Annotated in this window: 22 protein-coding genes and 2 pseudogenes; 14 read left to right on the top strand and 10 right to left on the bottom strand. The window is 69.4% G+C overall.

Annotated features, from left to right (window positions below; genetic code table 11):
- Positions 1–134: 134 nt before the first annotated feature.
- From BUS84_RS12420 to BUS84_RS12425, 3 genes are all read left to right on the top strand, one after another.
- On the top strand, positions 135–557 hold the full coding sequence (locus tag BUS84_RS12420; RefSeq protein WP_074311525.1) for a DUF6223 family protein: 423 nt from the start codon (positions 135–137) through the stop codon (positions 555–557).
- A gap of 149 nt (positions 558–706) precedes the next feature.
- Positions 707–844: a hypothetical protein gene (locus tag BUS84_RS38215; protein WP_159451015.1), complete on the top strand. Its 138-nt coding sequence runs from the start codon at positions 707–709 to the stop codon at positions 842–844.
- 273 nt (positions 845–1,117) lie between these two features.
- The gene (locus tag BUS84_RS12425) at positions 1,118–3,361 is read left to right on the top strand and encodes a penicillin acylase family protein (RefSeq protein ID WP_208869593.1); all 2,244 of its coding nucleotides are present in this window, start codon (positions 1,118–1,120) and stop codon (positions 3,359–3,361) included.
- Positions 3,362–3,518: 157 nt separating this feature from the next.
- Here BUS84_RS12425 and BUS84_RS12430 read toward each other — a convergent pair whose 3' ends face one another.
- Positions 3,519–4,313, bottom strand: coding sequence for a helix-turn-helix domain-containing protein (locus BUS84_RS12430; RefSeq protein ID WP_143728414.1), 795 nt, complete (start codon positions 4,311–4,313; stop codon positions 3,519–3,521).
- Between the two features lie 132 nt (positions 4,314–4,445).
- On the opposite strand from BUS84_RS12430, the gene BUS84_RS12435 reads away from it, so the two are divergent.
- The 4 genes from BUS84_RS12435 to BUS84_RS12450 all read left to right on the top strand — a co-directional run bounded on the left by BUS84_RS12435 (position 4,446) and on the right by BUS84_RS12450 (position 6,388).
- Positions 4,446–4,814, top strand: coding sequence for a nuclear transport factor 2 family protein (locus BUS84_RS12435; RefSeq protein ID WP_074311529.1), 369 nt, complete (start codon positions 4,446–4,448; stop codon positions 4,812–4,814).
- An 89-nt stretch (positions 4,815–4,903) separates the two neighbouring features.
- On the top strand, positions 4,904–5,248 hold the full coding sequence (locus BUS84_RS12440; protein WP_074311531.1) for a DUF1330 domain-containing protein: 345 nt from the start codon (positions 4,904–4,906) through the stop codon (positions 5,246–5,248).
- 33 nt (positions 5,249–5,281) lie between these two features.
- Positions 5,282–6,064: a protein phosphatase 2C domain-containing protein gene (locus tag BUS84_RS12445; protein ID WP_074312555.1), complete on the top strand. Its 783-nt coding sequence runs from the start codon at positions 5,282–5,284 to the stop codon at positions 6,062–6,064.
- Positions 6,065–6,199: 135 nt separating this feature from the next.
- Complete coding sequence (locus BUS84_RS12450; RefSeq protein WP_074311533.1) at positions 6,200–6,388, top strand: hypothetical protein; 189 nt, start codon at positions 6,200–6,202, stop codon at positions 6,386–6,388.
- Between the two features lie 107 nt (positions 6,389–6,495).
- Here BUS84_RS12450 and BUS84_RS12455 read toward each other — a convergent pair whose 3' ends face one another.
- Entirely contained in the window at positions 6,496–6,930 is a 435-nt protein-coding gene (locus tag BUS84_RS12455) for a ChaB family protein (RefSeq protein ID WP_084757367.1), read from the bottom strand.
- 429 nt (positions 6,931–7,359) lie between these two features.
- On the opposite strand from BUS84_RS12455, the gene BUS84_RS12460 reads away from it, so the two are divergent.
- Complete coding sequence (locus BUS84_RS12460) at positions 7,360–8,076, top strand: hypothetical protein (protein ID WP_208869594.1); 717 nt, start codon at positions 7,360–7,362, stop codon at positions 8,074–8,076.
- Between the two features lie 129 nt (positions 8,077–8,205).
- On the opposite strand, the pseudogene BUS84_RS39845 reads toward BUS84_RS12460, so the two are convergent.
- Positions 8,206–8,391, bottom strand: a pseudogene (locus BUS84_RS39845) (cation:proton antiporter); the annotation flags it as partial.
- A 348-nt stretch (positions 8,392–8,739) separates the two neighbouring features.
- On the opposite strand from BUS84_RS39845, the pseudogene BUS84_RS41225 reads away from it, so the two are divergent.
- A pseudogene (locus tag BUS84_RS41225) lies at positions 8,740–8,868 on the top strand (hypothetical protein); the annotation flags it as partial.
- Between the two features lie 80 nt (positions 8,869–8,948).
- Here BUS84_RS41225 and BUS84_RS12475 read toward each other — a convergent pair.
- Complete coding sequence (locus tag BUS84_RS12475; protein WP_074311535.1) at positions 8,949–9,563, bottom strand: dihydrofolate reductase family protein; 615 nt, start codon at positions 9,561–9,563, stop codon at positions 8,949–8,951.
- A 129-nt stretch (positions 9,564–9,692) separates the two neighbouring features.
- Between BUS84_RS12475 and BUS84_RS12480 the strand changes: the two genes are divergently transcribed.
- The gene (locus BUS84_RS12480; protein ID WP_074311537.1) at positions 9,693–10,403 is read left to right on the top strand and encodes a DNA alkylation repair protein; all 711 of its coding nucleotides are present in this window, start codon (positions 9,693–9,695) and stop codon (positions 10,401–10,403) included.
- Between the two features lie 107 nt (positions 10,404–10,510).
- Positions 10,511–12,013, top strand: a complete 1,503-nt coding sequence (locus tag BUS84_RS12485; RefSeq protein ID WP_074312561.1) for an IMP dehydrogenase — start codon at positions 10,511–10,513, stop codon at positions 12,011–12,013.
- A 186-nt stretch (positions 12,014–12,199) separates the two neighbouring features.
- On the opposite strand, the gene BUS84_RS12490 is transcribed toward BUS84_RS12485, so the two are convergent.
- Positions 12,200–12,697 carry a DinB family protein gene (locus BUS84_RS12490; protein ID WP_074311539.1) on the bottom strand — a complete coding sequence of 166 codons (498 nt, stop codon included), beginning with the start codon at positions 12,695–12,697 and terminating at the stop codon, positions 12,200–12,202.
- Positions 12,698–12,802: 105 nt separating this feature from the next.
- Here BUS84_RS12490 and BUS84_RS12495 point away from each other — a divergent pair, with 105 nt between their 5' ends.
- The gene (locus tag BUS84_RS12495; RefSeq protein WP_074311541.1) at positions 12,803–13,261 is read left to right on the top strand and encodes an alpha/beta fold hydrolase; all 459 of its coding nucleotides are present in this window, start codon (positions 12,803–12,805) and stop codon (positions 13,259–13,261) included.
- Positions 13,262–13,318: 57 nt separating this feature from the next.
- On the opposite strand, the gene BUS84_RS12500 is transcribed toward BUS84_RS12495, so the two are convergent.
- Both BUS84_RS12500 and BUS84_RS39850 read right to left on the bottom strand, forming a co-directional pair.
- The gene (locus BUS84_RS12500) at positions 13,319–15,751 is read right to left on the bottom strand and encodes a M14 family metallopeptidase (RefSeq protein ID WP_074311543.1); all 2,433 of its coding nucleotides are present in this window, start codon (positions 15,749–15,751) and stop codon (positions 13,319–13,321) included.
- A gap of 413 nt (positions 15,752–16,164) precedes the next feature.
- A complete protein-coding gene (locus BUS84_RS39850; protein WP_244298494.1) occupies positions 16,165–16,470 on the bottom strand; it encodes a LysE family translocator in 306 nt (101 codons plus the stop codon).
- A gap of 60 nt (positions 16,471–16,530) precedes the next feature.
- On the opposite strand from BUS84_RS39850, the gene BUS84_RS39855 reads away from it, so the two are divergent.
- Positions 16,531–16,782, top strand: coding sequence for an endonuclease domain-containing protein (locus BUS84_RS39855; RefSeq protein ID WP_244298495.1), 252 nt, complete (start codon positions 16,531–16,533; stop codon positions 16,780–16,782).
- Positions 16,783–16,978: 196 nt separating this feature from the next.
- Here BUS84_RS39855 and BUS84_RS12515 read toward each other — a convergent pair whose 3' ends face one another.
- Entirely contained in the window at positions 16,979–17,374 is a 396-nt protein-coding gene (locus BUS84_RS12515; RefSeq protein ID WP_074311547.1) for an AcrVA2 family anti-CRISPR protein, read from the bottom strand.
- A 378-nt stretch (positions 17,375–17,752) separates the two neighbouring features.
- Positions 17,753–20,509 carry a M36 family metallopeptidase gene (locus BUS84_RS12520; RefSeq protein WP_244298496.1) on the bottom strand — a complete coding sequence of 919 codons (2,757 nt, stop codon included), beginning with the start codon at positions 20,507–20,509 and terminating at the stop codon, positions 17,753–17,755.
- Positions 20,510–21,176: 667 nt separating this feature from the next.
- On the opposite strand from BUS84_RS12520, the gene BUS84_RS12525 reads away from it, so the two are divergent.
- On the top strand, positions 21,177–21,581 hold the full coding sequence (locus tag BUS84_RS12525; RefSeq protein ID WP_167627018.1) for a DUF2007 domain-containing protein: 405 nt from the start codon (positions 21,177–21,179) through the stop codon (positions 21,579–21,581).
- A gap of 366 nt (positions 21,582–21,947) precedes the next feature.
- Here the strand turns inward: BUS84_RS12525 and katG are convergent, their stop codons facing one another.
- The gene (gene katG, locus BUS84_RS12535; RefSeq protein ID WP_074311551.1) at positions 21,948–24,224 is read right to left on the bottom strand and encodes a catalase/peroxidase HPI; all 2,277 of its coding nucleotides are present in this window, start codon (positions 24,222–24,224) and stop codon (positions 21,948–21,950) included.
- Positions 24,225–24,226 lie beyond the last annotated feature (2 nt).

Below are 24,226 nucleotides of genomic sequence, written 5' to 3' on the forward strand. Positions count from 1 at the left end.
AGCGCGGTGCGTCACCGGCGGCAGCGCGAAGTGCATCCGGCTGCGGGACGACCGGCGGCGCTCGCGGCGACATGCTCAGGCTCCTGTCAAGACGTACGAAAGAGGAGCGGAACATGCGCCCATCACGAGCCCCGATGTCAGTCCGACTTGTCCTTGCCGCTGCCGGAGCCGTCCTGATCGGAGGTCTCGGGTTCGCCGTACCGGCGGCCGCGCACGCCTCGGCCCAGCCGATCGCCGCCGGCGTCGACACCATGAGCGCCGGGCGACTCGGGGCATCCGTGGCCGCCATGCTGGGGCTGGCCGGCGTGATCATCGGTGGGCTGGCTCTGGCCCGCCCCACCAGTCGTCTCGGCACCGGCAACGGGCGACTCGGAGCCATGTTGGCCCTGGCCGTGGGGCTGATCGGCATCGCCCTCGGCGGTCTGGTCGTGGCCACCTCCGACAGTGGCATCGGCACCGGCAACGGACGAGGAGGTGCCTACGTCGCCCTGGTGGTGGGGCTGATCGCCGCGGCCCTCGGTGGTCTGGCCCTGGCCCGCTCCCGCCGCGCCGGCTGACCGCGACCGCACGGCTGGTGCGACGGCCGACCACACCCGTCGTGGCGCATGCCTCCCATAAACCATCCTCGGATGTCTATTGCGGTGCGGCAGATCGAGTGGTAGTCATCTTGGTGACGGTTGATCACCAAGCGACCCAGGAGGCGGCGATGATCGTTGCCGTGCCCTGGCCGAACGGCCGCGACCCGGCCACCGAGCAGCTCTCCGACCAGTCCTCCGACCGCGTCGCCACGTCCGGCCACCCGAGCACACGGGTGGTCGGCACCGCGACCACGTCTGTCCGGTAGGGATCGACCGTCGAGTGTGCGAAACCCGTGACCCGTCCATCACACCGAGGTATCGGGGTACGGGTGGCGGGCGCCGCCGCGCCGGCGGCGGTGATCCCCGCGGCGGGCGCGGCGCAGCCAGGAGCGGGCCCGCTCTCGACGTGCGGGGCGCGCCGGCCACCGGGTCGGGGTCCACCCGTGGTGCCAGCGACCGCCCTCGGGCGCGGCCCCCACCGCGCCGATCGGGCAAGCCGGCACGATCCCCCGCACCCCCCGAGAAAGGTGGACCCATTCATGAACCACCCGCAGAACGAAGGGCTGAGCCGGCGCCGCATGCTGGGCGGAGCAGCCGGACTGGCCGCTGGAGCCACGGTGGTCGCGGCGGGGCTGCCGTCCGGTGCCACCGCCGCTCCCGCGCGGACCGCGCCCGACGTCGCCCGCTGGCGCAGGCAGGCCGCGCACGTCACGATCACCCGGGATGACTGGGGCATCCCGCACGTGGTGGGCAAGACCGACGCCGACGCGGTGTTCGGAATGATGTACGCCCAGGCCGAGGACGACTTCAACCGGATCGAGCGAAACTACCTGGTGAGCCTCGGTCGGCTCGCCGAGGCCGAGGGCGAGAGTGCCATCTGGCAGGACCTGCGCCAGCGACTGTACGTCGACCCCGAGGCGCTGAAGCGGGAGTACGCGCACTGCCCGTCCTGGCTGCGCAAGCTGATGCAGGCCTGGGCCGACGGGCTGAACTACTACCTCGCGACCCACCCCGAGGTGCAGCCGCGCGTCATCAGGCGGTTCGAGCCGTGGATGCCGCTGAGCTTCTCCGAGGGCAGCATCGGCGGCGACATCGAGCGGGTGCCGCTCTCGCAGCTCGAAGCCTTCTACAGCGGGCGCACGGTACCGATGACCGACGAGGAGCGCGGGCTGCTGTTCCGCGAACCCAGCGGCTCGAACGGCATGGCGATCGCGCCGAGCCACACCCGAAACGGCCACGCGTTGCTGCTGATCAACCCGCACACCAGCTTCTTCTTCCGCTCCGAGCAGCATGTGACGAGCCGGGAAGGGCTCGACGCCTACGGCGCGGCCACCTGGGGGCAGTTCTTCATCTACCAGGGCTTCAACCCGAACACCGGCTGGATGCACACGTCGAGCGGCGTCGACAACGTCGACGAGTTCGCCGAGACGATCGTGACCGGCGCAGATGGACGGCACTCCTACCGCTACGGCGACGCCCTGCGGCCGGTGCGAACGAAGACGATCACGCTGTCGTACCGCACGGCGGATGGCGGACGCGCTCGGCGCAGCTTCTCCACCCTCGCCACGCACCACGGCCCGATCGTCCGGGAAGCGGACGGCAAATGGATCGCGTTCGCGCTGATGAACAGGCCCGTCGAGGCGTTGCAGCAGAGCTTCCTGCGCACCAAGACGCGGGACTACGCGGACTTCATCCAGGTGGCGGGGCTCAAGGCAAACAGTTCGAACAACACGCTCTTCGCCGACTCAAAGGGTGAGATCGCCTTCCTGGTGCCGCAGTTCATGCCAGTCCGCGACGATCGCTTCGACTACCGCAGGCCCGTCGACGGCAGCGACCCGGCGACCGACTGGCGTGGACTGCACAGCCTCCGGAGTCTCCCGCAAGCGGTGAATCCGAGAAACGGCTGGGCGTTCAACACGAACAACTGGCCCTGGACCGCGGCCGGCCCGGACAGCCCCGACGCCGCCGACTATCCGCGCTACTTCGACCAGGCCGGGGAGAACCCACGCGGGCCGCAGGCGATCCGGGTGCTCAGCGCGCGCAACGACTTCACCCCGGAGACACTCATCGCAGCGGCCTTCGACACCTACCTCACCGCCTTCGCCCGGCTCGTGCCCGGGTTGGTGGCGGCCTGGGACAAGCTGCCCGAGGGCGACCAGCAGAAGGCCGGGCTCGCCGGCCCGATCGGCCTGCTGCGCGACTGGGACCACCGCTGGAGCGCGCAGTCGACCGCGACGTCGCTGGCGGTGTTCTGGGGGGAGGCGCTCTGGGCGCCCCTGGCCCAGGCGGCCCGAGACGCGGGCATGTCGATGTGGGACTACCTGGCCGAGCGCGCCACCGATGCGCAGCGGCTCACGGCGCTCGAGGCCGCGGCGGACCGGCTGACGCAGGACTTCGGCAGCTGGCAGGTGCCCTGGGGCGAGATCAACCGCTTCCAGCGCAACGACGGCGCGATCGTCCAGACGTTCGACGACGCCAAGCCGAGCAGCCCGGTGCCCTTCACCTCCGCGCAGTGGGGCTCGCTCGCCTCGTTCGGGGCGAGGCGCTACCCGGGAACGAAGCGCTACTACGGCACCAGCGGCAACAGCTTCGTGGCGGTCGTGGAGTTCGGACCGAGGCTGCGCGCCTGGGCCGTGACGGCGGGCGGCGCGAGCGGCCACCCGGACTCGCCGCACTTCAACGACCAGGTCGAACGCTACGCGAGCGGCAACCTCCGGCCCGTCTACTTCTACCCGGAGGACCTCAAGGGCCATGTCGAGCGGCGCTACCGGCCGGGCTCGTGACCAACCGCCGGCGGCGGCGGGGCGAATCTTGATGTCGAGAACGCTGACGTAGGGAAGGTCGTCGACGCCGACGCAGGCTCCGGCCGGCCAACCGGTCGGTGCACGCGTCGGCGTCGGCGCTGGCCCTACGCGGCCACCACCAACCGCCCATGCCGGCTCAGGACGTCGCGAGGGTGTGGAGCGTTTCGGTGGTCGCCGAGTCGGCGGGGAAGAAGGCCTCGACGGCCAACCCGGAGACAGTGACATCCAGCGGCGTGCCGAAGAGGGTCGTGGTGCTGACGAAGGACAGCTCACGGTCGTTGTGGCGGTACCGGAGCGGAACGACGACGCGCGAAACGGCGTCGTTGATCGGTGCCGCATGGGCGTGGCCGCCGGGATAGCCGCCAAGCTCCTCGTGCAGGTCGTACAGAACCGGGTCGTTGGTCATCACGGCCTGCTGGCGCAGCCGACTGAGCAGGTGGGCGCGCCACTCCGGCAGATTGAGGATTCGCGGTGCCATGCCGTCGGGGTGCAGGCTGAGCCGCAGCACGTTGACCGGTGGAGTGAGAAGGTGGGACTGCGCGCCGGCGGTGAACAGGGCGACGGCAGGATTGGCTTCGACGAGATGCCAATGCTGGTCGATGAGCACCGCCGGGTACGGGCGGTGCCCGTCGAGGATCTGCCGGACGGCGGCACGTACCGGCGCCAGTTCCGGATCGCTCAGCTCGTGGCTGGGGTAGGCCGGCGCGTAGCCGCCGGCGAGCAGCATCGTGTTGCGCTCCGCCAGCGGCATCGCAAGCTGCTCCGCCAGCCGCAGGATCAACTCCGGGCTCGGCCGAGATCTCCCGGTCTCGACGAAGCTCAGATGCCGGGCCGACACCCCTGCCTCGATCGCCAGGTCGAGCTGACTCATGCCGCGAGTTCGGCGCCAGCCGCGCAGCAGTTCCCCCACTGGACGCCCGGGCCTGGTCATGGTCGTCACGCCACCGACCCTAATCACCGCACCTGCGCACAGACCATTACCTGCGACGTAATCGACAGCCACCACGGCGCCGGAAATCATCTCTTCCAGACGCGACCATTCCCGGCGAACGAGGAGAGATCCATGGCGACCACATTCGACGAGCTGGCCGAGCGGTACATCGCGGTCTGGAACGAGACCGATCCGGCGAGGCGGCGCCGCGACATCGACGACCTGTGGGCCCCCGAGGGCCGCTACGTCGACCCGCTGGCCGTCGCCGAGGGCCCGGACGCGATCGACGCGACGATAGCCGCGGTGCAGAGCCAGTTCCCCGGCATGACGTTCCGGTTGGCCGGCCCGGTCGACGGCCACCACAACCAGGTCCGCTTCACCTGGGAACTCGGGCCGGAAGACGTCGAGGCGCCAATCGTCGGCTTCGACGTCGCAGTGACCGACGGCAACGGACGGCTGACCCAGGTGCTGGGTTTCCTGGACCGAGTCCCAGCGGCCTGAGGATCCCCGGGGGCGGCGGCCACCGCCGGCCGCCCCCGCTGCTCGCCACCACCGGCACAAGCGCCGGGACCCGACCCGAACGGAGACTCATGACGGCGTACGCGCTCGCACACCTGCGCAAGGCACCCATCCACGCCGACGTGCTGGAGTACCTGGAGCGCATCCAGGCCACCCTCGCCCCCTTCGAGGGCCGATTCCTCGTCCACGGAGGAACCATCGACGTACTGGAAGGCGACTGGCCGGGTGACCTGGTGATCATCGAGTTTCCCGACCTGGGCAAGGCCCGCTCCTGGTACCACTCCAGCACCTATCAGGAGATCAAACCCCTGCGAACGAGGCACCTCGCCGGCGAGGTGATCCTGGTCGAGGGGGTCGAGACTGACCACAGCTCGTCGCAGATGGCTGCCGAACTCCGTCAAGCCAATGGTCTGTAGTGGCGGAAGGGCGGCAGGGACATGCGGGTGACGATGGCGAGTGCTGCGGCACGGCCCGGCCGCGCGAACGAGGACTTCACCGGCGCCGTACCGACGGCGGCAGTGCTCATCGACGGCGCCGGCATTCCCGGCAGCGAATCGATCTGCCGGCACGGTGTGGCCTGGTACGCCAGCCGCCTGGGCGGCACGCTCCTCAGCCTCCTGTCACTCGTGCGGGACCGCAGTCTCCCGGCGCTGCTCGCCGAGGCCATCGAGCAGGTGACGGACGATCACCGGGGCACCTGCGACGTCGTCGACCCCATCAGTCCGTCGGCGACCGTAGCCATCCTGCGCCTGTCCGACGGCCTCATCGAGCACCTGGTGCTCGGTGATTCGGTCCTCGTGCTGGACAGAGCAGATGGCGGGCCGCTCGTCGTCTCCGATCCACGGGAGGTGATCATCAGCCGGTCGTACGAGGCCGCGCTCGAGGCCGTCGCCGCGGACAGCGACGAGTACCACCGGATCCTGCGGGACCTGCGCGCCAACCGGAACCAGCCGGGCGGCTTCTGGATGGCCAAGGACGACCCGCGGGCGGCGGGCGAGGCGATCACCGGAAGCTGCCCGGTCTCCGAGCTGGCCGGCGCCGTCCTGCTCAGCAATGGAGCCAGCCGCATCGTGGACCGGTTCCGGCTCGCCGACTGGCCGAGGGTCATGGCCGTCCTCGCGTCGACCGGACCCGCCGAGATCATCCGTCGTGTCCGGCAGGCGGAGGTGCGCGACGCGGTAGCGGCGGACGACGCGACGATCGCACACTGCACCGATTTCAACGGGGCATGATTCGCGTCCTTCCCCGCCGCTGACGCGGCTGACCACGACCGCGCGGCCGGCAGTCGTGGCCGGACTGGCCGGCCGGTTTCCCCGTCGGTGACCGGGGTACCGCCGCTGTGCACGACCGAGGGAGGGACGCACCGGATGAGTGAGGGGGAAGAGCACCGCGACGGCGACCGTATCGGGGTGCCGCACGACGCGGCGGCGAAGCGGACCCGGGCGGCGCAGGATGCGCACGGCGGCAGCATGGCGCCGGGCATGGTGGACGGCACGGGCCAGCCGATCACCGAGGCGCCGGCCGACCGCGTGGCCGAGACCGACGGCGCCGACTGACGGCCGTTACGGACGACGCGACAACGCCGTCGGCGTCGCCCGTCGGTCTTCGCCGTACTCGTCGCCCATGCCGCAGCCACCGCCACCTGATCGGGCACCTGCCGGAGTTACCGCCTCCGGGCCCGCGCGGTGGCCCGGGCGTTGGCCTTCTCGATCGCGCGGACCTCGTCGTCCTTGCTCAGGTTCTCCGGGCCGTCGATGCCGACCCGTCGGGCGACGTCGTCAAGATGTCCCTTGCTGGCGTTAGCGTCGACCCCTTGGGCGGTGTCACGGCGTCCCTGCGTCGACGCGGGCGTTCCCTGCTCAGCCTGCGGGTCCGAGGGGCCCTTGTGCTCCTTGGGCTCCCAGTGGTCCCCGACCTTTTCGTGGGTGTGCTTGAGCGAGGCGAACGCGGTGCGGTGGGCCCGTTCGCCGTCGCCGTAGGACTCCTCCGCCGACTCGAGGGTCTTCTTGTAGGTCCGTACCGCCTTGTCATCGGAGCGCGCGATGGTCGACGGCACGTCGTCGCGCATCTGCTCGGCCTGCTCATGCTTGTCCGGCATGACAACGTCTCCCTTACCGCGATGCGATTGGAGGCGGCTGTCGCCCACCGACGGCCGCCTCGCACCGGTCCGTGACGCGAAGTCGTGCGAACCCGGCACCCGTGCATGCCCGCCCTGCCGACAGAGAAACGCCGTCCACGCCGTCAGGGGCTTGCGTCAGCGGCTGACGAGCGTCCGCGCCGACCACGAACGGCACCGGTGTCGACTTCATCCAGGCGAAACGGTGCACCGGGGAGGTCGGCAGCGCGGGCGGGCGGCCGGCATGGCGTGAGAGCCAGCGGGTACCGCCTCCCAATGGCCGATCCGATCCAGTCGAAGAAGTACTGCGCGGCGTTGACGACATCCTCAGGATCCTGACGGACGACTGGCTCGACTTCCCTGACGACGTCAGCGAAGCCTTCGGGCAGGCGTGACCCGCCGGGCAGGACGATGACCGACGACGCGCCCCGCGAGGAGCGTGCGCGCCCCGCGCGGCAGGAGAACGAGAACGACGCCCGACTGCACGGTCTCGCCCGTCGGTTGGACAAGCCGATGGGCGTACTGGGGATCCTTTTCCTGCTGCTGGTGGTTGGCCAGGCCCTCACCCACGACAAGCCGCTCGTCACCGTGCTGACTGTCGCCAGTTGGATGCTGTGGGCCGTCTTCGTCGCGGAGTTCGCGCTGCGTGCCTGGCTGGCCCGCCATTACGCCCGCGACTTTTGGAGGCGCAACTGGTGGCAGGTGATCTTCCTCGCGGTGCCCTTCCTACGGTTCGCCCGTGCCGCCGCCGCACTGCGGGCCGCACGCGGCACCGGCGTGGTCGCCGCCGCCGTCCGCGGCTCCCGATCAGCGGGCCGGCTGCTGACCGACCGGCTGGCCTGGCTCGCGGTGGTCACCGTGGCGATCATCCTCGCCGCCGGGCAGCTCCTGGTCCTCACCGACTCCTACCCGACATACGGGCAGGCCCTGCACGGTGTCGCGCTGACCACCATCACCGGTGAGCCGCTCGACGCCACCGACACTTTCGCACAGGTCCTCGAACTGGTTCTCGCCGCGTACTCCGTGGTGGTCTTCGGCACCCTCGCCGGTGCCCTCGGCGCGTTCTTCCTCAGCCAGCAACGCGACGAGGAGCAGCCCAAACGAACGCGGGCCGAAGCGAAGCAGTGAGCGGCGAACAACCACGTGTCAGCGGCGCAAGACCACCGGGCCAGCGTCGGTGTCCAGGTGGACGAATCCCGACCCGCCGGGCGACACGCTCACGCCGGTCGGCGTCGGCTAGGAAAGGGTGAGCGAGCTTCAGCCGTCGGGGGACGACCTGTCCCGACCTGGCCGCCGGGGCCGCAGTGACCGGCGGGTGCGGTGCAGTACACCAAACCAGGCAGGGGCCTCCCGGGACTCGTCGAATGCCCGCGCGATCACGACGTCGGTCGAGGAGTGCAGCAGAAGGGAGATGACGATCGTCAGCGCGACGAGGTGGAACACCCGAAATGCGCACTGACCGATGCACTGCAGCCAAGCCAACCTCCGCCTGCGCGGCCAGGTGTGACGATGAGTGCGAGGAGTGCCGGGAACCCGATTGGCGACTAGATCAACGTCGACCGAGATGGCCGCCACGAGCGCACGCAACTGTGGCCGTCCCAGACGGCGACAGACAGCCGGCGGATCAAGGTATGGCAGCCGGAGACGTCCTTGTAGTCGACCGCAAGCCGGGAGTGTTGTAGCTCGCGTTTCAGTCAGGCACTGCGGCCGTACGTCGACGGCGCCTACGTCAACGTGCCGAACATCGGGATGGCGGAATGAGAAACCGCCTACTGGGGACGCAACTTCAACCAACTGCGCAAGATCAAGGCGAAGTACGACCCCACAACGTCTTCCAGTACGAGCAGAGCATCCCACCGGCGACATTCTGAGCGGAGTTCCCCCGGGAGCCCGATCCCGATCCGGCACGAGCGCGCGTGACACGTGGAACGAGCGCGGTGACGGTGCACGACGATGGGGCTCCCGGAGGATCGGGATCGTTACCAACGGCAGGTCCCAGACTAGTTCCCGGCGGGTACCTGGTCCTTGACCTCGTCGTAGCCGACCTTGGCGGGTGGCGAGGTCGGCGAGTAGATCACGCGGATCACGCCCGTCGGGAACGCCTCCGTCGCCGTCATCTTCAGGTGGTATGGCGCGTCCCCCTCGTCGAACAGCTTGCGGCCCTTACGCGCGGCAACCGGATGCACCAGCAAGCGCAGCTCATCGACCAGCCCTGCCGCGAGGAGCTGCTGCACCACGGAGATCGACCCGGGGATGAGGATGCCTCTGCTGCCGGCATCGGCCTTGAGCGAGGTGACGGCATCGAGGAGATCGCCCTGCATCAGCTCCGAGTTGCGCCAGGAGAACTCCAGCGGCTGGCGCGAGACGACCACCTTGCGCACGTCGCCGAGTTGCTTGGCGAACGGGGCGTCCTCCCCACCCGCGGCCTCACGCTCGGGCCATGCTCCGGCGAAGCTGTCGTAGGTCTCGCGGCCGATGAGCAGCACGTCAGCGGTGTCATAGTCCTCGCCGACGGCGCGACCCATGTTGTCGTCGAAGTACGGGAAGTGCCAATCCGGGTCGATCTCGACCACACCGTCGGCGGAGATGAACAGCGTGGAGATGACCTTTGCCATCGGGGTGCTCCCTTCGTGTCAGGTGATGTCGGTAGGTAGACCGGCGCATCATCCCAAACTCATCGGCCAGCCACAGGTCCTTGCCGACGGAGAGTTCGGCATGTCGAGCTCGCGGTAGGTTGCACAGTCATGGCCGCGAACGCCGACGTCCGTCACGAACTCGCCAGCCTCGCCGACCCACGTCGGGCGGAGGGGTCGAGCCGGTTTCTGCAGATGATGCCGGGCGGGTACGGCGAGGGCGACCGGGCCATCGGGGTCTCCGTGCCGGATCAGCGCAGGGTGGCCGCCCGGTACTGGCGTGGCCTCTCCCTGGCCGAGACAGCGGAGCTGCTGAGCAGCAGCGTGCACGAGGAGAGGCTGACGTCGCTGTTCATCCTGGTGCGAAAGTTCGCCAAGGGAGACGAGGAGGAGCGGGGCCGGATCTTCCGCCTCATCCTGGCCAACACCGGCCGCATCAACAACTGGGACCTGGTGGACTCGTCCGCGCCGTACATCGTCGGCCCCTGGCTGATCGACAAGGACCGGAGCATCCTGGATCGGTTGGCCGAGTCGAGCCTGGTGTGGGACCGGCGCATCGCCATCATGGCGACCTTCGCCTTCATCAGGGCCGGTGACTTCCATTGGACCTTCCGGCTCAGTGAACGGCTCCTGCGCGACCCGCACGACCTGGTCCAGAAGGCGGTTGGCTGGATGCTGCGCGAGGTGGGCAACCGGGACAGAGCGGCGGAGGAGGAGTTTCTGGCCCGGCGTTACCGGGCCATGCCACGGATCATGCTGCGATACGCGATCGAGAAGTTCGAACCGCAGCGACGTAGGGAGTACCTGACCGGCGTGCTGTAGACGGGAAGAGCGGACGCAGCTCGACGGCCGGGTACGACGCTGGGCGCGGGGCGGGTGGGTGTAATTTCTAGGCTTTACCCAGCTCGACCCACTGCTCAGGAGTGTTCTTGAAGATCCTCGACGAAGTGTCGCGCACGCTGAACGAATACCTGCTGCTGCCGAACCTGACCACCGCGGACTGCACCCCGGACACGGTCGATCTGAGCGTGCCTCTTGTGCGGCACCGACTCGACGAGCAACCGGCCATCCGCGTCGCCACCCCGCTGACCAGCGCCATCATGAGCGCCGTCTCCTCACCCCGGCTGGCGATCGCCCTGGCCCAGTGCGGCGGACTGAGCTTCATCCATCAGAACCAGCCGGTCGAGGCGCAAGCGGCCATGGTGACAGCGGTCAAGCGGCACAAGGCCGGTTTCCGCTTCTCGGACATCAACATCAAACCGTCCGCGACACTGGGCGAGGTTGCCACCCTGTTGGAGTCCGCGGAACGCGACGTCGCTGTCGTCACCGACGACGGCAGTCCACACGGGCTGTTCGTCGGCCTCATCTCGACCGATGATTTCCACCCCCGCCGGCACGACCTCGGCGACTCCGTCGAGTCGCGCATGCGGCGGGCCGCAGACCTGGTCACCGCCCCTCCGACGGTGTCCCTGTCCGAGGCCAACACGCTGATCTGGGACCACCGCCTCGACGTAATACCCGTCGTCGACGACGAGGGCCTGCTGCACTCCATCGTGCTTCGCCGCGACTACGAGCTGCACAAGCAGTTCCGCAACGAGTCGATCGACACCGACAAGCGGTTCCGGGTCGGCGCCGGCGTCAACACCCACGACTACCGCGAACGCATCCCCGCGCTGGTCGACGCGGGCGCCGACCTGCTGTGCATCGACTCATCCGACGGCTACTCGGTCTGGCAGGCCGACACCCTCAAATTCGTCCGGCACACCTACGGCGACGACGTCCGTATCGGCGCGGGCAACGTCGTCGACGGACGCGCTTTTCGTTACCTCGCCGACGCTGGCGCGGATTTCGTCAAGGTCGGGATCGGCGGCGGCTCGATCTGCATCACCCGCGACCAGAAGGGCATCGGTCGCGGGCAGGCATCGGCTTTGATCGACGTCGTCGAAGCCCGCGACGCCTACCTGCGCGAGACCGGCGTCTACGTGCCGCTGTGCTGCGACGGTGGCCTCCTGACCGATTCCCACATGGCTGTCGCGCTCGCCCTCGGCGCAGACTTCGTGATGCTCGGCCGTTACTTCGCCCGCTTCGACGAGAGTCCGGCGCCGCTCGTCCGAGTCGGCGGTCAGTTCTTCAAGGAGTACTGGGGCGAAGGCTCAAACCGCGCCCGGAACGTCACCCGCTACGAGCACGGCGGCGGGAACGAACTCGCCTTCGAAGAAGGTGTCGACGGCTACGTGCCGTACGCGGGCAGCCTCTACGACAACGTCGACACCACGATCGCCAAGCTGAAGGCAACGATGATCAGCTGCGGTGCGACCAACCTGCCGCAATTTCACGAGAACGCCGTGCTGGTGCCCGTGTCGCAGCAGAGCTTCCTGCAGAACACCGCAGAGATCCAGCTCCGCGACCGGCCGAGCGACACCGGCCGCTAGAGCAACCTCCGCGACCACCGGGGCGCTCACGTGAGCGCCCCGGGTGGTCCCACTCCCCCGCCGCTCTCTGGCCGATGCCGGCACACGCGGTTACGCGACGAGCAGGAGCACGCTGATCGCCAGCACGCCGTAGGTGGGCTCGGTCAGTGGGACGTGAACGTCGGTGGACGGCACGAAGCCCGCGCGCTAATCGCTCAGGAGCTGCTCGCGCAGGATGTCTGCGTGCCCGCAGTGCTGAGCGATCTCGCGCAGCATGTGGAGGTACACCCAGCGCAGCGGGAGCGGGCCGCGCCGGTTGCCGTTCAGAATGTCGTCCAGTCCGAGGGACGACGTCGCGCGGCGTGACGCTTCGCATGCCTCGGCGTGTGCTCGCCGGACAACAGCGATGGTGTCGCCGTCATCGAGGATGAACGACTCGTCCGGCGTCGCGGGGATGCCGATCTCGGCGCGCGACCGGCATGTGACAGCTTCGTCGAACCAGACCTTCTCGACGAAGGTCGCGTGCTTCACCAGGCCCAGCAGCGTGGTCCGGGACGGCACCAAGGACCGGCGCGCCTGCTCCTCGGTCAGCCCGTCCAAGCAGTCATTGAGCGCGCGGCGGTGCTCATCCAGAAACGCCTCGAACTGGGCCTTGGCCGGCTGGTCGATCACGTCTTCGGCGAAGGTCGTCGGGAGGGACACCATGGGCGAAGCATCCCAAGACTCGTCCCCCAGGAGCAACCAGCGTTCCGGCAGACCTCGCGGAGCTGAGCAGTCGTGTCCCCGCCCGCCCGAAACGCGACGTCCTAGGTGGAGGTCAGCGATCTGGATCGCCGGGAGCTGGCCGAGCTTCGACGGGGAGAGCCCTGGTTCCCGGCGGCCTTCGTTGCCTTCGAACGCATCTGGTCGGGCCAGCCCACCGCCGCCGACTGGGAGGCGATCACACCGTTCACCCACGGCCGGTGGGACGCCGACCGCCGGGCCCGGGTCGCAGGGGAGGCGGGGCAGCGCAACGACGACGCAGCGGCCGTCTACTACTCGGCCGGAGCCGTCGACCCGGAGACTGTCAGGTCCGCCCTCGGTCACCTTCAGGCGCCGGTCTTGCTGCTCGCCTGCGAGTACGACGTCGGGCTCCCGCCGAAGCGCGCAGCCGAGTACGCCGGCCTGTTCCCGCGGGCCGAGTTGGCGGTGCAGCCGGGCGCCGGGCACTATCCGTGGCTCGACGATCCGGAGTGGTTCGTGGAGACGATGGCCGGATTCCTGCGTTGAGCGGTGACGGCCGCGGCGCCCAGGAGCGCCGCGGCCGTCCCTACCTGCCGTGATTCGTCAGCTGGTCGGCAGGACCGCCTGGCCGTTGCGGTAGTTCTTGCCGCTGCCGTCCGGGGTGTAGTTGTTCTCGACGTTGCCGGCCGAGTCGACCGAGAACCAGTTGATCCGGGTGCCGGCCGGGATCGTCAGGGTCTCCCCACCCTCGCGGATGCCCGCCGAGCCGTAGAGCGTCGACGAGTACGTCGGCGTAGCGCCGTCGAGGGTGTAGAAGACCGAGGCGGGCTCGGAGACGCCGAAGGTCACGTTCACCATGCCCGGTGTCGAGCTGGGGGCGACCGTGAGGGTGCTCTCCGGGCGGGTCCGGTCCTTGGCGAAGTCCCGGGCCACCCGCATCAGCTCGACCAGGCCGTTGGAGAACTCCATCGCCTCGGAGTGCGCCTCCTCCCAGTCCGGTTGGAAGGACGTGCCGACCTCGAAGTTCCAGGCGTAGATGCCGTACTTGTACCAGAGCATGTCGCCGGAGTTGCCCGCCGCCGAGTAGAGCACGTCGGAGATCGGGCCCGTGCGGGCCGGGGTGACCGCCATGTTCCGGTGCTGCTTGATGGCGGTCAGGATCCGCGAGGACGCGCCCCAGAAGGCCGACTCCTCGGCCAGCGTCGGCCGCGGCGCCGAGGTCCGGTCCGGCAGGGCGTACGCGCCCGGCGACCACATGAAGTAGTTCCCGGAGGAGTGCAGGTTCATCGAAAACTTGATGTTGGGGCGGGCAGCCAGCCAGTCGACATTGCGGTTCTCCGGCTCGGAGAGCTCGCTCGGCCCGGCGTAGGTGCCGCTGGTGCAGCTGCTCGACGCGCCCGAGTACCCGTCGAAGAGGCTGTACTCGGTGTAGTTGCGGTTGTTGTCAACGCCCCACGAGTCCCGGCCGAGGAAGTCCGCGGCCCCGGTCGACGGGCAGTGGTTGGTCATGTTCTTGCGCTGCGAGTTGAAGTCGTAGAAGGAGTAGTGGCCGCCGTCCGGGTTGACCGACGGAGCGATCCAGATATCCAGGTTGTTCAGCAGCTGCTTGGTCTGCCCGTCGTGCGCGTAGTTGCGCAGCAACCGCTCGGCGGTCTCGACGGCGACCAGCGGCGGCACCCACTCCCGCGCGTGCTCCTGCGCGTAGGCGAGCACCCCCGGCTTCGAACCGTCCCTAACCTTGCCGATCCGGATCGCATACACCGGTTGCGGATCGCGGGAGACGGAGGCCGGCGCACTCAGGTCGTCGGTGAGCGCGGTCCGCGCCGCCGGCGCGACCACGCCGTTGCCCGGGCTGCCGCGATAGGTGTACGCCTTGACCAGCGACCCGGCCGCGGCGTTGAGCGCCGCGACGACCTCGGCGGCGGTGCTGGTCACCGCGCCCGCGCCGTCGGTACCGAGGGCCACCCGGATGGCCTTACCGCTCACGGTCACCGCCAGCGCCGCGTTGCCGGCGCCCGGGTTCACCAGCTCCACCGAGATGTCGTTGCCACCCTGGTGCCCCCAGGCCAGGGAGTCCACCGCGACCCGGCTGGCGTTGGCGCTGCCGAGGACGGCCTGGGCGTGCCGCCGGTAGCCGTTGGTCTTGTACGGCAGCTCGACGATCTCGGCCAGGTTGGGGAACTCGGCGGCGAGCTGGTGGATCCGGGCGTACAGCTCGGTCGGGGTGAGGTAGCTGGTGACGAAGTCCTTCTGGTAGCCCGGTCCCTCCGGGCTGGTCTCCGGGGTGGGCAGCCACTCCTGCACCTTGACCTCGGCCACGTCCCCGGTGGGGCTGGTGATCCGGATACGGTCCGGCCGGCTGGTCACCGCCGAGGCGCCACGATGGTAGAGGTAGACGCCGGCGTCGACGAAGCGGGAGATGGTCTGCGTGCCGCCGGAGCCGATCGCGGTGCCCGGCCCACTGTCCCGCTCGACGGTGAGCGTGTTGCTGGCCGTCTGGCCCTGCGCCCACTTCGCCTCGACAGAGAGGACCTGGCTGGCACCGGAGGTGTAGTAGTCCGCGCGGATGATCTTGATGTCGGAGACGTCCGGAGCGGTCGGGTCGGCTGCGGCGGCGGCGAACTCCCGGTTCTCGGCGAGGTGCGCGGCGATGGTCGACTCGCGCTCCTCGACGCGGGCCCGGGCGTCCTCGGGGCGATGCAGCACGTCGCCGAGGGTGAAGCCGGCCGCGGTCAGTCGGGCGGCTTCGCTCGGCGTGATCACCGCGTGCGCGACCACGCCGTTCTCCGAGCGTTCGACATGGTGGTCGAGGTCCACTCCGGTGGCGACCAGCGCGTCCAGCTCCGCGGTGCCGGCGAGCAGCACCTCCACGACGTTCGCCGGCTCACCGGCGACCGGGCCGGAATCGGCCGGTGCGGCGGCGTCCGGCGCGGTCGCCGAGGCCGGGCTGACCAGCAGCACGATGGCCATGGCGGCGGCCAGCGCCGCCGGGACCGGAAGGCGGCGTCGCCACCGCGCGGGTAGGGATTTCGGCATGGTGATGTCTGCCCTTCTGGCTACTCGGCCTGATGGCCGTAGGAGATGGCCGAGGGGCACGCCCGGGGTACGCGGCTCCATCCGTTGGGTCGCGCGCGGTCGTTGCGGCAACCGAGCGCGCGACGCGGTGAGAAAGGGAAGGTGACGTCGTCCGGCTCCGTCGCCTCGACGTGACCCGCATCGCCGAATTGCGGGGCGTCGAGCGATGGTGACGGAGGCTCTCCGGTGACAGTTGGTGGACTGAGGCAATCCTCAGCTGTCACAGCGTGAGCTGTCAATCCTCTGCTGGGCCCGTTGACTTTCGGGGCGGTAGTCCTCACCGAACACGCCGATGAGGTGGGGTAGGTGGGGCAGGTCCCGCGCCAAGCCTTCCTGAGCCTAGAAGGCGTCGACGGACCGCCTGCTGTCTCCGGTCAGGTCACCGCGGAGCGGACGCCGAGGCCGATGAGGACGGCGCCGGTGAGCCGGTCGAGGGTACGGCGCACGCGTGGGGTGCGCAGCGGCCGTGCGGCTGCGCCGGTGACCGCGGTCCAGCCGGCCAGCCAGAAGGTGTGCAGCAGGGCGTGTGCGGTGGCGAGCACCAACATGGGGACCAGCACCGGCCCGGACGGGTGGAGGAACTGCGGGGCGAGGGTGAGGTAGACGGCGGCGGCCTTGGGATTGAGCACGTCCGACACGGCCCGGACATCCCAGCCCTCATTCCTCAGGTGTATCTGCACTACGACCCCTACGCCAGGTCCGAGCGGGGAGCGGCCGGAGCGGTCTTGGCCCGTCAGCGCATGGACTTTCTGCTGCTGCTGCCCAACCGGGGCCGGATTGTCATCGAATGCGACGGGATCCAGCACTACGCCGATGACCTCCCACGCGCCGACTCTCGCCGGTACGCCGAGATGGTCGCCGAGGATCGGGCGCTGCGGCTGCGGGGTTACGAGGTCTACCGCTTCGGCGGGTACGAGTTGACCGAGGGCCCCGAGTCCGAGGCGCTGCTGGACACGTTCTTCGACCAGTTGGCCAGCAGGCACACCACGTGACGCTGTCGTGGACCGGTTAGCACGCTGACCTGCTCCGGGTGGACCGGGCGCATGACTTCCCGTGAAGGGCTCTCGCAGGGCCCATTTGGCGGGACCTGTCTGCCCTCGCCCGCGAGGTTGGTCTACCACCCGGCGGCGATGAGCGCTGCGCGGCGAGAACCATGGTCGAGCTAGCAGAACATGGCCGGCCTACCGGTCAGCTGAGGTGATCACGCGGGGCGCTGCTATTGGCGGCGCCGTCTGACGCGATGAGCACCTTCCGTCCAGTAACAGTGCCGGCGGCGAAGTCGCCGCGCGGGTACCCGCTGATCCAGATGGCGCGGTGCTCGCCCATGCTGGCGTGCCACTGCTGCTTCCAGTGCCCGCGCACCCAGTGACCACGGACGGGAGCGCCGGCGCGGGCGGCGCGGGCGGCGTCGAGCTCCTCCTGGGCGTGTTCGGGCCGGCGCAGATGCACCCGTCGGATCAGCGGATCCGGGCGACCGGCGCGCTGGGCGGCCTGGCCGGTGGCCTTCGACCCGGGTGTGGTCTCGTCGCGGACGAGCGGAGTGCGGCACAGCGCCGCGAAGGTCTGCAGTGTGCCAACCGCCACCGCGTTGGCCAGGGTCGTAGATACTGTCTGACGCGGCCGCCAGCCAGTATCACCACCCGATGTTCGTGTGGAACAGCAGCAAGGCACACCGCTCCCCGGTAGCGCCGGCCGGGCGGGACGGCTGCGGCCGTAGCGTCCAGGGCCTACTCCAGAATGAAGATCGTTGGGCGTGAGGATCATCTGAGAGTCGGCTTGGAGCGATCAAGGCCCGGAGCCGGCCGAGGTGAAACCGCACTGGCGACGGACCCCTGCCCGGTGGTCATATTCGGTCAGCCAGGCCGGTACCTGGCACCCGGCAGGTTTCCTCGCAGACCGACCGGAGGGAGCGTTCCGCTTCCGGAACGCCCCCTCCGGCTCACCTGATACCGCTGCTACGGCTCAGTCGGTGAACCTGAAGTAGGCGCGGTGTTGGAATCCGTTGTCGAGGGTGAGCACGAACTCGCGGCAGGTGCCCGCCCAGGTCGGGTCGGTCTTCCACGGGTAGTTGTATAGGCCGTTCGCGTTGGCCGACAGCCCTGACCCGCCCGCACTGACGGCGGCGACCGGGATCGGCCGGGGAGTGGTGGCGGCGTCCGGGCCGACCGTCTTGAGCGTCTCGCAGTCGACCAGCCGCGAGTACGGCGACCCGCTGGCGAGGATGTCCAGGCCCCGGTTGGTGGCCAGCTTGAACTTCATCGGTACGGCGTCACCGGCGACGACGGTGTTGAGGGCGGGCTGTGCGGCCCGCTCCACGAAGTCGCCGCGACAGGACGGGTGGGTGTCGAACGCCTCGGTGTTGTCATTGCGGCTGGTGGTGCCCTGAACGGCGCTGTAGCCGAGACCCCGGCGGGCGAAGGAGGCCCAGAGGGTGCAGGCGTTGTCGCCGCCGGTGAGGGCCGCGTCGGCGGCGATGATCGCGTTGCGGCCAGTGACGAAGCCAGGGCCGCAACCCTGCATCTTCAGGCCATCGATGACGAGCTGGAGGGCGAGGTTGTTGCCGCCGGTGTTCCAGGCCTCGTAGACGTTGGGATTGAAGCCGTGTCGCTCGACAAGGTCCCAGGTCATGTCCCACAGTACGGCCGCCCAGCCGTGTCCGATGCCGTGCGGAGCGGCCAGGGACGTGCCGTCCAGCCAGCCGCCGGTCTTGATGCTGTCGTACGTGAACGGCTGGATCTCCATGTTGCGCGAGTAGGGCCGCGGGCGGATCCCGCCACCCACCCGGCTGTCCTGGAACAGCGCGTACTGGCCGTAACCGCGAGCATTCTCCGGATCGTCGATCGCGGGGTTCAGCAGCGAGGTGATCGCGAGGAAGTCGCTCCAGCCCTCACCCATCTGCTCCTCACCGGTGAGGCAGTTGACCGTCGGGCCACCGGTCAGCCGGTTGGACACCCCGTGGCCGTACTCGTGGAAGATCGTCTCCGAGCGGAACGAGGCGTCCCGCATCGCCGGCCGGTTCAGGTTGCGGTGCACCCGGCCGGAGGCCGGCAGTCCCGCCTTGATGGTGTCTCCGTCGGCCTGGCTCACCATGACCGCGGGGATGCCGACCGCCGGGTTCATGGATCCGCTCATCACTGCCGGGGCGCCCGCGACGTTGTTGACGACCACCACCGCGGCGGCGCCAGCTGCCTCGGCGTTGACCACCTGCGTGAACGCGTTGCAACTGCTGGTCCGGTCGACGACGGCGATCGCGCCGGCGGGCAGGCTGTAGGCACTGCAGCCGTCGCCGCTCGCCCCGGTGCCGTCGTTGACCGGCACCAGTTCACCGGCGAAGCCAGCGCTGGTGGGCGCGGGGGTGAACCGGGCGTACTCCGCCTCGTACGTGCCGGCGGCGGAGCCCCCGTTGATCGTCACGGCGTTCGGCAGGCCGAACTGGTTGCCCGGCCAGAGGAACATCTGCATCCGGGGCCGCCCGCCGTCCAGCGCCGGGGTGGAGAAGTTGGCGTTGTTCTGGCCGGAGCCGTCGTGCGCCTCGCACTGCACGTCGTCGCCGCCGGTTCCGCCCCGCCCGTAGTTGTTGACCTGGAAGTTGCCGGACGCCTCGTCGAAGCCGTACCGGTAGGTCAGGTCGTGGACCATGTTGCACCAGTAGAACTGGTTCACCACTGCGGCCTGGGTGTACGTCTGCGGATGCTCGTTCAGGTCCGCCGGGAAGTTGAAGCTCAGGCCGGCCCCGCCATCAGCTCCGCTGGCGGGGTCGATCTGGTTGTTGGCGTCCCGGTCGGTGTACGCGTGCGCGTTGTTGCCCCGGGTAATGGTGTAGTCGGCGCCCGGGGCGCCGTCGGTGTCGTGCCAGCCGTACGGTGACGCGGTCCCGTCCGCCGGGTTGGTCACCAGGCTCTGCGGGCCGTCGTTCGGGTCGCCCTTCGGAAACTCGAAGACGCGGTAGCTCGATCCGTCGTCGACCGGGTTCGGCGGCGTGACCCTCGGGGCGGGGATGCTCGCGGTGGCGATGGTCGGCGCCTCGTTCGCACGGCGGCCCAGCGTGCTGGCCAGGTCGGTCGGGCTGTCCTGGTGGGTCCAGTCCTCGGTGTTGAGCAGCTCGCTGGTCTCGGCGTCGATGGTGACGTTCCAGAGGTGGACGTCGGAAGAGTCGTCGATCACCAGCTGCCAGGCCGGGCGCAGTCCGTCGTCGGTCGGCTGCCAGCCCAGCTCCGCCGGGATGGGCTGCTCGGAGATGCCGCTGCCGGAGACGACGGTGCGCTGCGCCGGGCCGCCGCTGCGGCTCATCACCCGGGGGCTGGCTGGGTCGGCCAGGTCGAGGGCGTCGGCGGCCGCCTCCACCGCCTCGACCGCGTCGAGGGAGATGGTTCCGGCGGCCTTGTCGGACAGGCCGGGAACCAGGGTGTCGCCGACGAAGATGACGCTTCCGTCCCGGGCGATGTTGACGGTGGCGGTGGCCCCGAAGACCTCCAGGTCCTTGTAGCGCTGCGCCAGGTTGACGTGCGTCACGCCGTTGTGGCGGCTGGTGTAGCTGGAGGCCACCGCGAGGTCGGTGAGGTCCGCGCCGCGGACACCGTGCTCGGCGGGATGTGCCTGCAGGTAGCTGACGGCGATGTCGTTCGGCGCGCCGCTGTTGGCACCGGTGAGGAAGATCGGGTTCGCGGGGCGGGCCTGGGCAGGATCAGCCCAGGCGGGTTTCACGGTCAGCGATGTCATGGATGCGACGAGGGTTGTGGACAGCAGTAACGCGGCGTTGCGTCGACCACGGGATGGACCGAGAGGTAGGGGCACCGCTGCTCCCTTCAGGAGAGGCGAAAGACGGCATGGAGCTTCGGCTCACGACCGCCGCAGCGGCCCGCCGCGCTGATCGGTAGCGCCCGTCCGGCTGTCACGTTCAGTGATCGCGTCGGTGCGGGGTGAATTGCATCGACGCTACGGTGAGGCCGGCAACCACTCTTCCGACGAGTGGCGAAATATTTCGATGGCTGGTCCTACGCTTGTCGTGGCCCGCCCGGCCCAGCGGAGCTGGACGATCCCGTGAGGACGGTGACGGGAGCGCTCACCCAAGGCGGTCTTTTGGGCGCGCGCTAGCCCACCAGGCGGCGTTCCCAGGCCCAGGAATCCGCTGGCCGGCTCGTGGGCGATTGAAGGCTCGGACGTGCCTCCGCCATCTGCACGAGGCTGTGCACGTTCAGCTGTACCTGGCTGTGCACGTCTCCAGAGTCTCTTCCACTCCGGATGTCTACCACCGTGCTCGGGCCACCGGGCAGCGAGTTTCGCTGCCCGGTGGCCCCGCTGGCTGTGGTGGAACCCGACCTGCTCGCGGCGAGTGTCCCAACTGGGACTGCCGACGTTGGCGATTCACGCCCGTACTCCCCTGGCGGTGTTGTTCGATGTCATCCAGCCGTTCCCGACGTTTCCCGAGGCGATCTTCCTGGCGCTGCGTGACCTCGACGCCCAGGTCTCCTCGCCGGGCCCGCACCTGTCGGTGCCTGTGTCGGCCAGCCGGCGTGCGAGCTGTAACGAAGGAGGGATTGCCATGGAGGAAGGCGCAACGGTGCCATTGACGGTCGTCGGCAGCCGCACGGAGGCGGACCTCATCGTCGGCCTGCTACGCAGTTACGGCCTAAGAGCTGCCGTGGCAGCGGACGACGTCGGCGGGCAGGAGCCGCACCTGCAACTACAAGGGGTCCGCGTGCTGGTCGCCCCCGCCGACGAAGCCTCCGCCCGTCAGCTCCTGGCCGCTGCCGAGCAGGACGGGAGCGACGGGCCGCCGATCGGCAGCTGATTGACCGTGCCGGACCGCGTTGGCACGCCTGCCGTCTCAGCGGATGGCTGCGAGGGATCGCGACTGTCGGCCATCCCTCTGCTCACCACGCTGACCTGGCGCAACCGACGCGGAGACGAGCGCACTCTGAAGTACGTCGTCGACGGCCGTCTCGAACGCTCCATCAGCCTTCAAGGCCTCTATCGCCTGACTGACGAATCCGCCGCTCGATTGGGTGCACTGCTCGACAACGCGCCAACCCCGACCCGAATCGCGTAGACCGTTGCCGGGCACGCGCGACATCCTGTACGCCGCGTCAGCTGCAGGACGGACGAGCCCCGGTCGATCGCTGGTGGATCGGCCGGGGCTCGCCTGCTTCACGCCGGGTCAGTCGAGGTCGAACCGGTCGAGTTCCATGACCTTGGTCCAGGCTGCGACGAAGTCAGCCACGAACTTGTCGCGCGCGTCCTGGCTGGCGTAGACCTCCGCGAGGGCCCGCAGCTGGGAGTTGGAGCCGAAGATGAGGTCGACCGCGGTCGCGGTCCACTTCACCTCATCGGCGGCCAGGTCCCGGATCTCGTACACGTGCTCGTCGGACTCCGACGCCTTCCACCGGGTGCCCGGGGAGAGCAGGTTGGCGAAGAAGTCGTTCGTGAGCACGCCGGGCTGATCGGTGAGGACGCCGTGCTTCGTGCCGCCGACGTTGGCCCCGAGGGAGCGCAGGCCGCCGACGAGGACGGTCATCTCGGGCGCGCTCAGGCTGAGCATGTAGGCACGGTCGAGGAGCAGCACCTCCGGCTGGGTCTTCTCACCGGGACGCAGGTAGTTGCGGAACCCGTCGGCGCGCGGCTCGAGGACCCGGAAGGACTCGACGTCCGTCTGCTCCGGAGTGGCGTCGGTGCGGCCCGGGCGGAACGGCACGGTCACCTCGGCGCCAGCGTCGCGCGCCGCCTTCTCGACGGCGGCCGAGCCGGCCAGCACGATCAGGTCCGCGAGCGAGATCTTCGCGCCGCCGGCCTCGTTGAACTCCCGCTGAATGCCCTCGAGGGTCTCCAGAACCGTCGCGAGCTGCTCGGGCTGGTTGACCTCCCAGCTGCGCTGCGGCTCCAGACGGATCCGCGCGCCGTTGGCGCCACCGCGCTTGTCGGTGGACCGGAAGCTGGCGGCGGAGGCCCAGGCGGTGGAGACCAGCTGGGCGGTCGTCAGGCCGGACTCCAGGACCTTCGCCTTGAGAGCGGCGATGTCGGCGTCACCCACGAGCTCGTGGTCGACGGCCGGCACCGGGTCCTGCCACAGCTGCGGCTCCGCCACCCATGGCCCGAGGAAGCGGTCGATCGGGCCCATGTCGCGGTGCAGCAGCTTGTACCAGGCCTTGGCGAACGCCAGCGCGAACTCGTCGGGGTTCTCCAGGAAGCGGCGCGAGACCTTCTCGTACGCCGGATCGAAACGCAGCGCCAGGTCGGTCGTGAGCATCGTCGGCTTGTGCTTCTTGGACGCGTCGAACGGGTCCGGGATGATCTCCGGGGCGTCCTTGGCGACCCACTGCTTCGCACCGGCGGGGCTCGTGGTGAGCTCCCACTCGAAGCCGAAGAGGATCTCGAAGAAGCGGTTGCTCCACTGCGTCGGCACGTCGGTCCACGTCACCTCGAGGCCGCTGGTGATCGTGTCGCGGCCCTTGCCGCTGCCGTGGCTGCTCAGCCAGCCCAGGCCCTGCGCCTCCAGCGGGGCACCCTCGGGCTCCGGGCCCACGTGGTTGTCGGCGGGGGCCGCGCCGTGGGCCTTGCCGAAGGTGTGACCCCCGGCGATGAGGGCGACGGTCTCCTCGTCGTTCATCGCCATCCGGCCGAAGGTCTCCCGGATGAAGTACGCCGCCGCCCGCGGGTCCGCGTTGCCGTTCGGGCCCTCCGGGTTGACGTAGATGAGGCCCATCTCGGTCGAGCCGACCTCGGGCGCCATCTCGGCCTCGCCGACGTAACGCTCGTCACCCAGCCAGGTGTCCTCGGGACCCCAGAAGATCTCCTCGGGCTCCCAGATGTCCTCGCGACCGAAACCGAAGCCGAAGGTCTTGAAGCCCATCGACTCCAGGGAGACGTTGCCGGCGAGCACGAGCAGGTCGGCCCAGGAGATCTTCTGGCCGTACTTCTGCTTGACCGGCCACAGCAGCCGGCGGGCCTTGTCGAGGTTGGCGTTGTCCGGCCAGCTGTTGAGCGGTGCGAAACGCTGTCCGCCGTCGCCAGCGCCGCCACGACCGTCGTGGATGCGGTAGGTGCCGGCGGAGTGCCAGCTCATCCGGATCATCAGACCGCCGTAGTGGCCGAAGTCGGCCGGCCACCAGTCCTGCGAGGTGGTGAGGACGTTGATGATGTCCTGCTTGAGCGCCTCGACGTCGAGCTTGGCGAACTCCTTGGCGTAGCTGAAGTTCTCCCCCAGCGGGTTGCTCTTGGAGGAGTGGGCGTGCAGCACGGACAGATCGAGCTGGTTGGGCCACCAGTCCCGGTTGGTCCGCGGACGACCTCCGGTCTTGGGGGTCGGCGAGTCGATCGCCGGGTTCTCGCTCTCGCTGCCGTGCGCGGTAACGGAGTCGTGCGCGACCGGGCAGCCGGCCTCCGCCTTCTTGTCCACGCCCTGGGCGCTGGAGGGACCGTTGTCCTGGGTGTCGCTCATGT

This window comes from Micromonospora cremea, from assembly GCF_900143515.1.
Lineage (GTDB): Bacteria > Actinomycetota > Actinomycetes > Mycobacteriales > Micromonosporaceae > Micromonospora > Micromonospora cremea.

Bases quoted from the DNA above. Each gene is read 5' to 3' on its own strand.
- BUS84_RS12420 (WP_074311525.1), top strand. From the start codon at position 135: ATGTCAGTCCGACTTGTCCTTGCCGCTGCCGGAGCCGTCCTGATCGGA.
- BUS84_RS38215 (WP_159451015.1), top strand. From the start codon at position 707: ATGATCGTTGCCGTGCCCTGGCCGAACGGCCGCGACCCGGCCACCGAG.
- BUS84_RS12425 (WP_208869593.1), top strand. From the start codon at position 1,118: ATGAACCACCCGCAGAACGAAGGGCTGAGCCGGCGCCGCATGCTGGGC.
- BUS84_RS12430 (WP_143728414.1), bottom strand. From the start codon at position 4,313: ATGACCAGGCCCGGGCGTCCAGTGGGGGAACTGCTGCGCGGCTGGCGC.
- BUS84_RS12435 (WP_074311529.1), top strand. From the start codon at position 4,446: ATGGCGACCACATTCGACGAGCTGGCCGAGCGGTACATCGCGGTCTGG.
- BUS84_RS12440 (WP_074311531.1), top strand. From the start codon at position 4,904: ATGACGGCGTACGCGCTCGCACACCTGCGCAAGGCACCCATCCACGCC.
- BUS84_RS12445 (WP_074312555.1), top strand. From the start codon at position 5,282: ATGGCGAGTGCTGCGGCACGGCCCGGCCGCGCGAACGAGGACTTCACC.
- BUS84_RS12450 (WP_074311533.1), top strand. From the start codon at position 6,200: ATGAGTGAGGGGGAAGAGCACCGCGACGGCGACCGTATCGGGGTGCCG.
- BUS84_RS12455 (WP_084757367.1), bottom strand. From the start codon at position 6,930: ATGCCGGACAAGCATGAGCAGGCCGAGCAGATGCGCGACGACGTGCCG.
- BUS84_RS12460 (WP_208869594.1), top strand. From the start codon at position 7,360: ATGACCGACGACGCGCCCCGCGAGGAGCGTGCGCGCCCCGCGCGGCAG.
- BUS84_RS12475 (WP_074311535.1), bottom strand. From the start codon at position 9,563: ATGGCAAAGGTCATCTCCACGCTGTTCATCTCCGCCGACGGTGTGGTC.
- BUS84_RS12480 (WP_074311537.1), top strand. From the start codon at position 9,693: ATGGCCGCGAACGCCGACGTCCGTCACGAACTCGCCAGCCTCGCCGAC.
- BUS84_RS12490 (WP_074311539.1), bottom strand. From the start codon at position 12,697: ATGGTGTCCCTCCCGACGACCTTCGCCGAAGACGTGATCGACCAGCCG.
- BUS84_RS12500 (WP_074311543.1), bottom strand. From the start codon at position 15,751: ATGCCGAAATCCCTACCCGCGCGGTGGCGACGCCGCCTTCCGGTCCCG.
- BUS84_RS39855 (WP_244298495.1), top strand. From the start codon at position 16,531: ATGGACTTTCTGCTGCTGCTGCCCAACCGGGGCCGGATTGTCATCGAA.
- BUS84_RS12520 (WP_244298496.1), bottom strand. From the start codon at position 20,509: ATGACATCGCTGACCGTGAAACCCGCCTGGGCTGATCCTGCCCAGGCC.
- katG (WP_074311551.1), bottom strand. From the start codon at position 24,224: ATGAGCGACACCCAGGACAACGGTCCCTCCAGCGCCCAGGGCGTGGAC.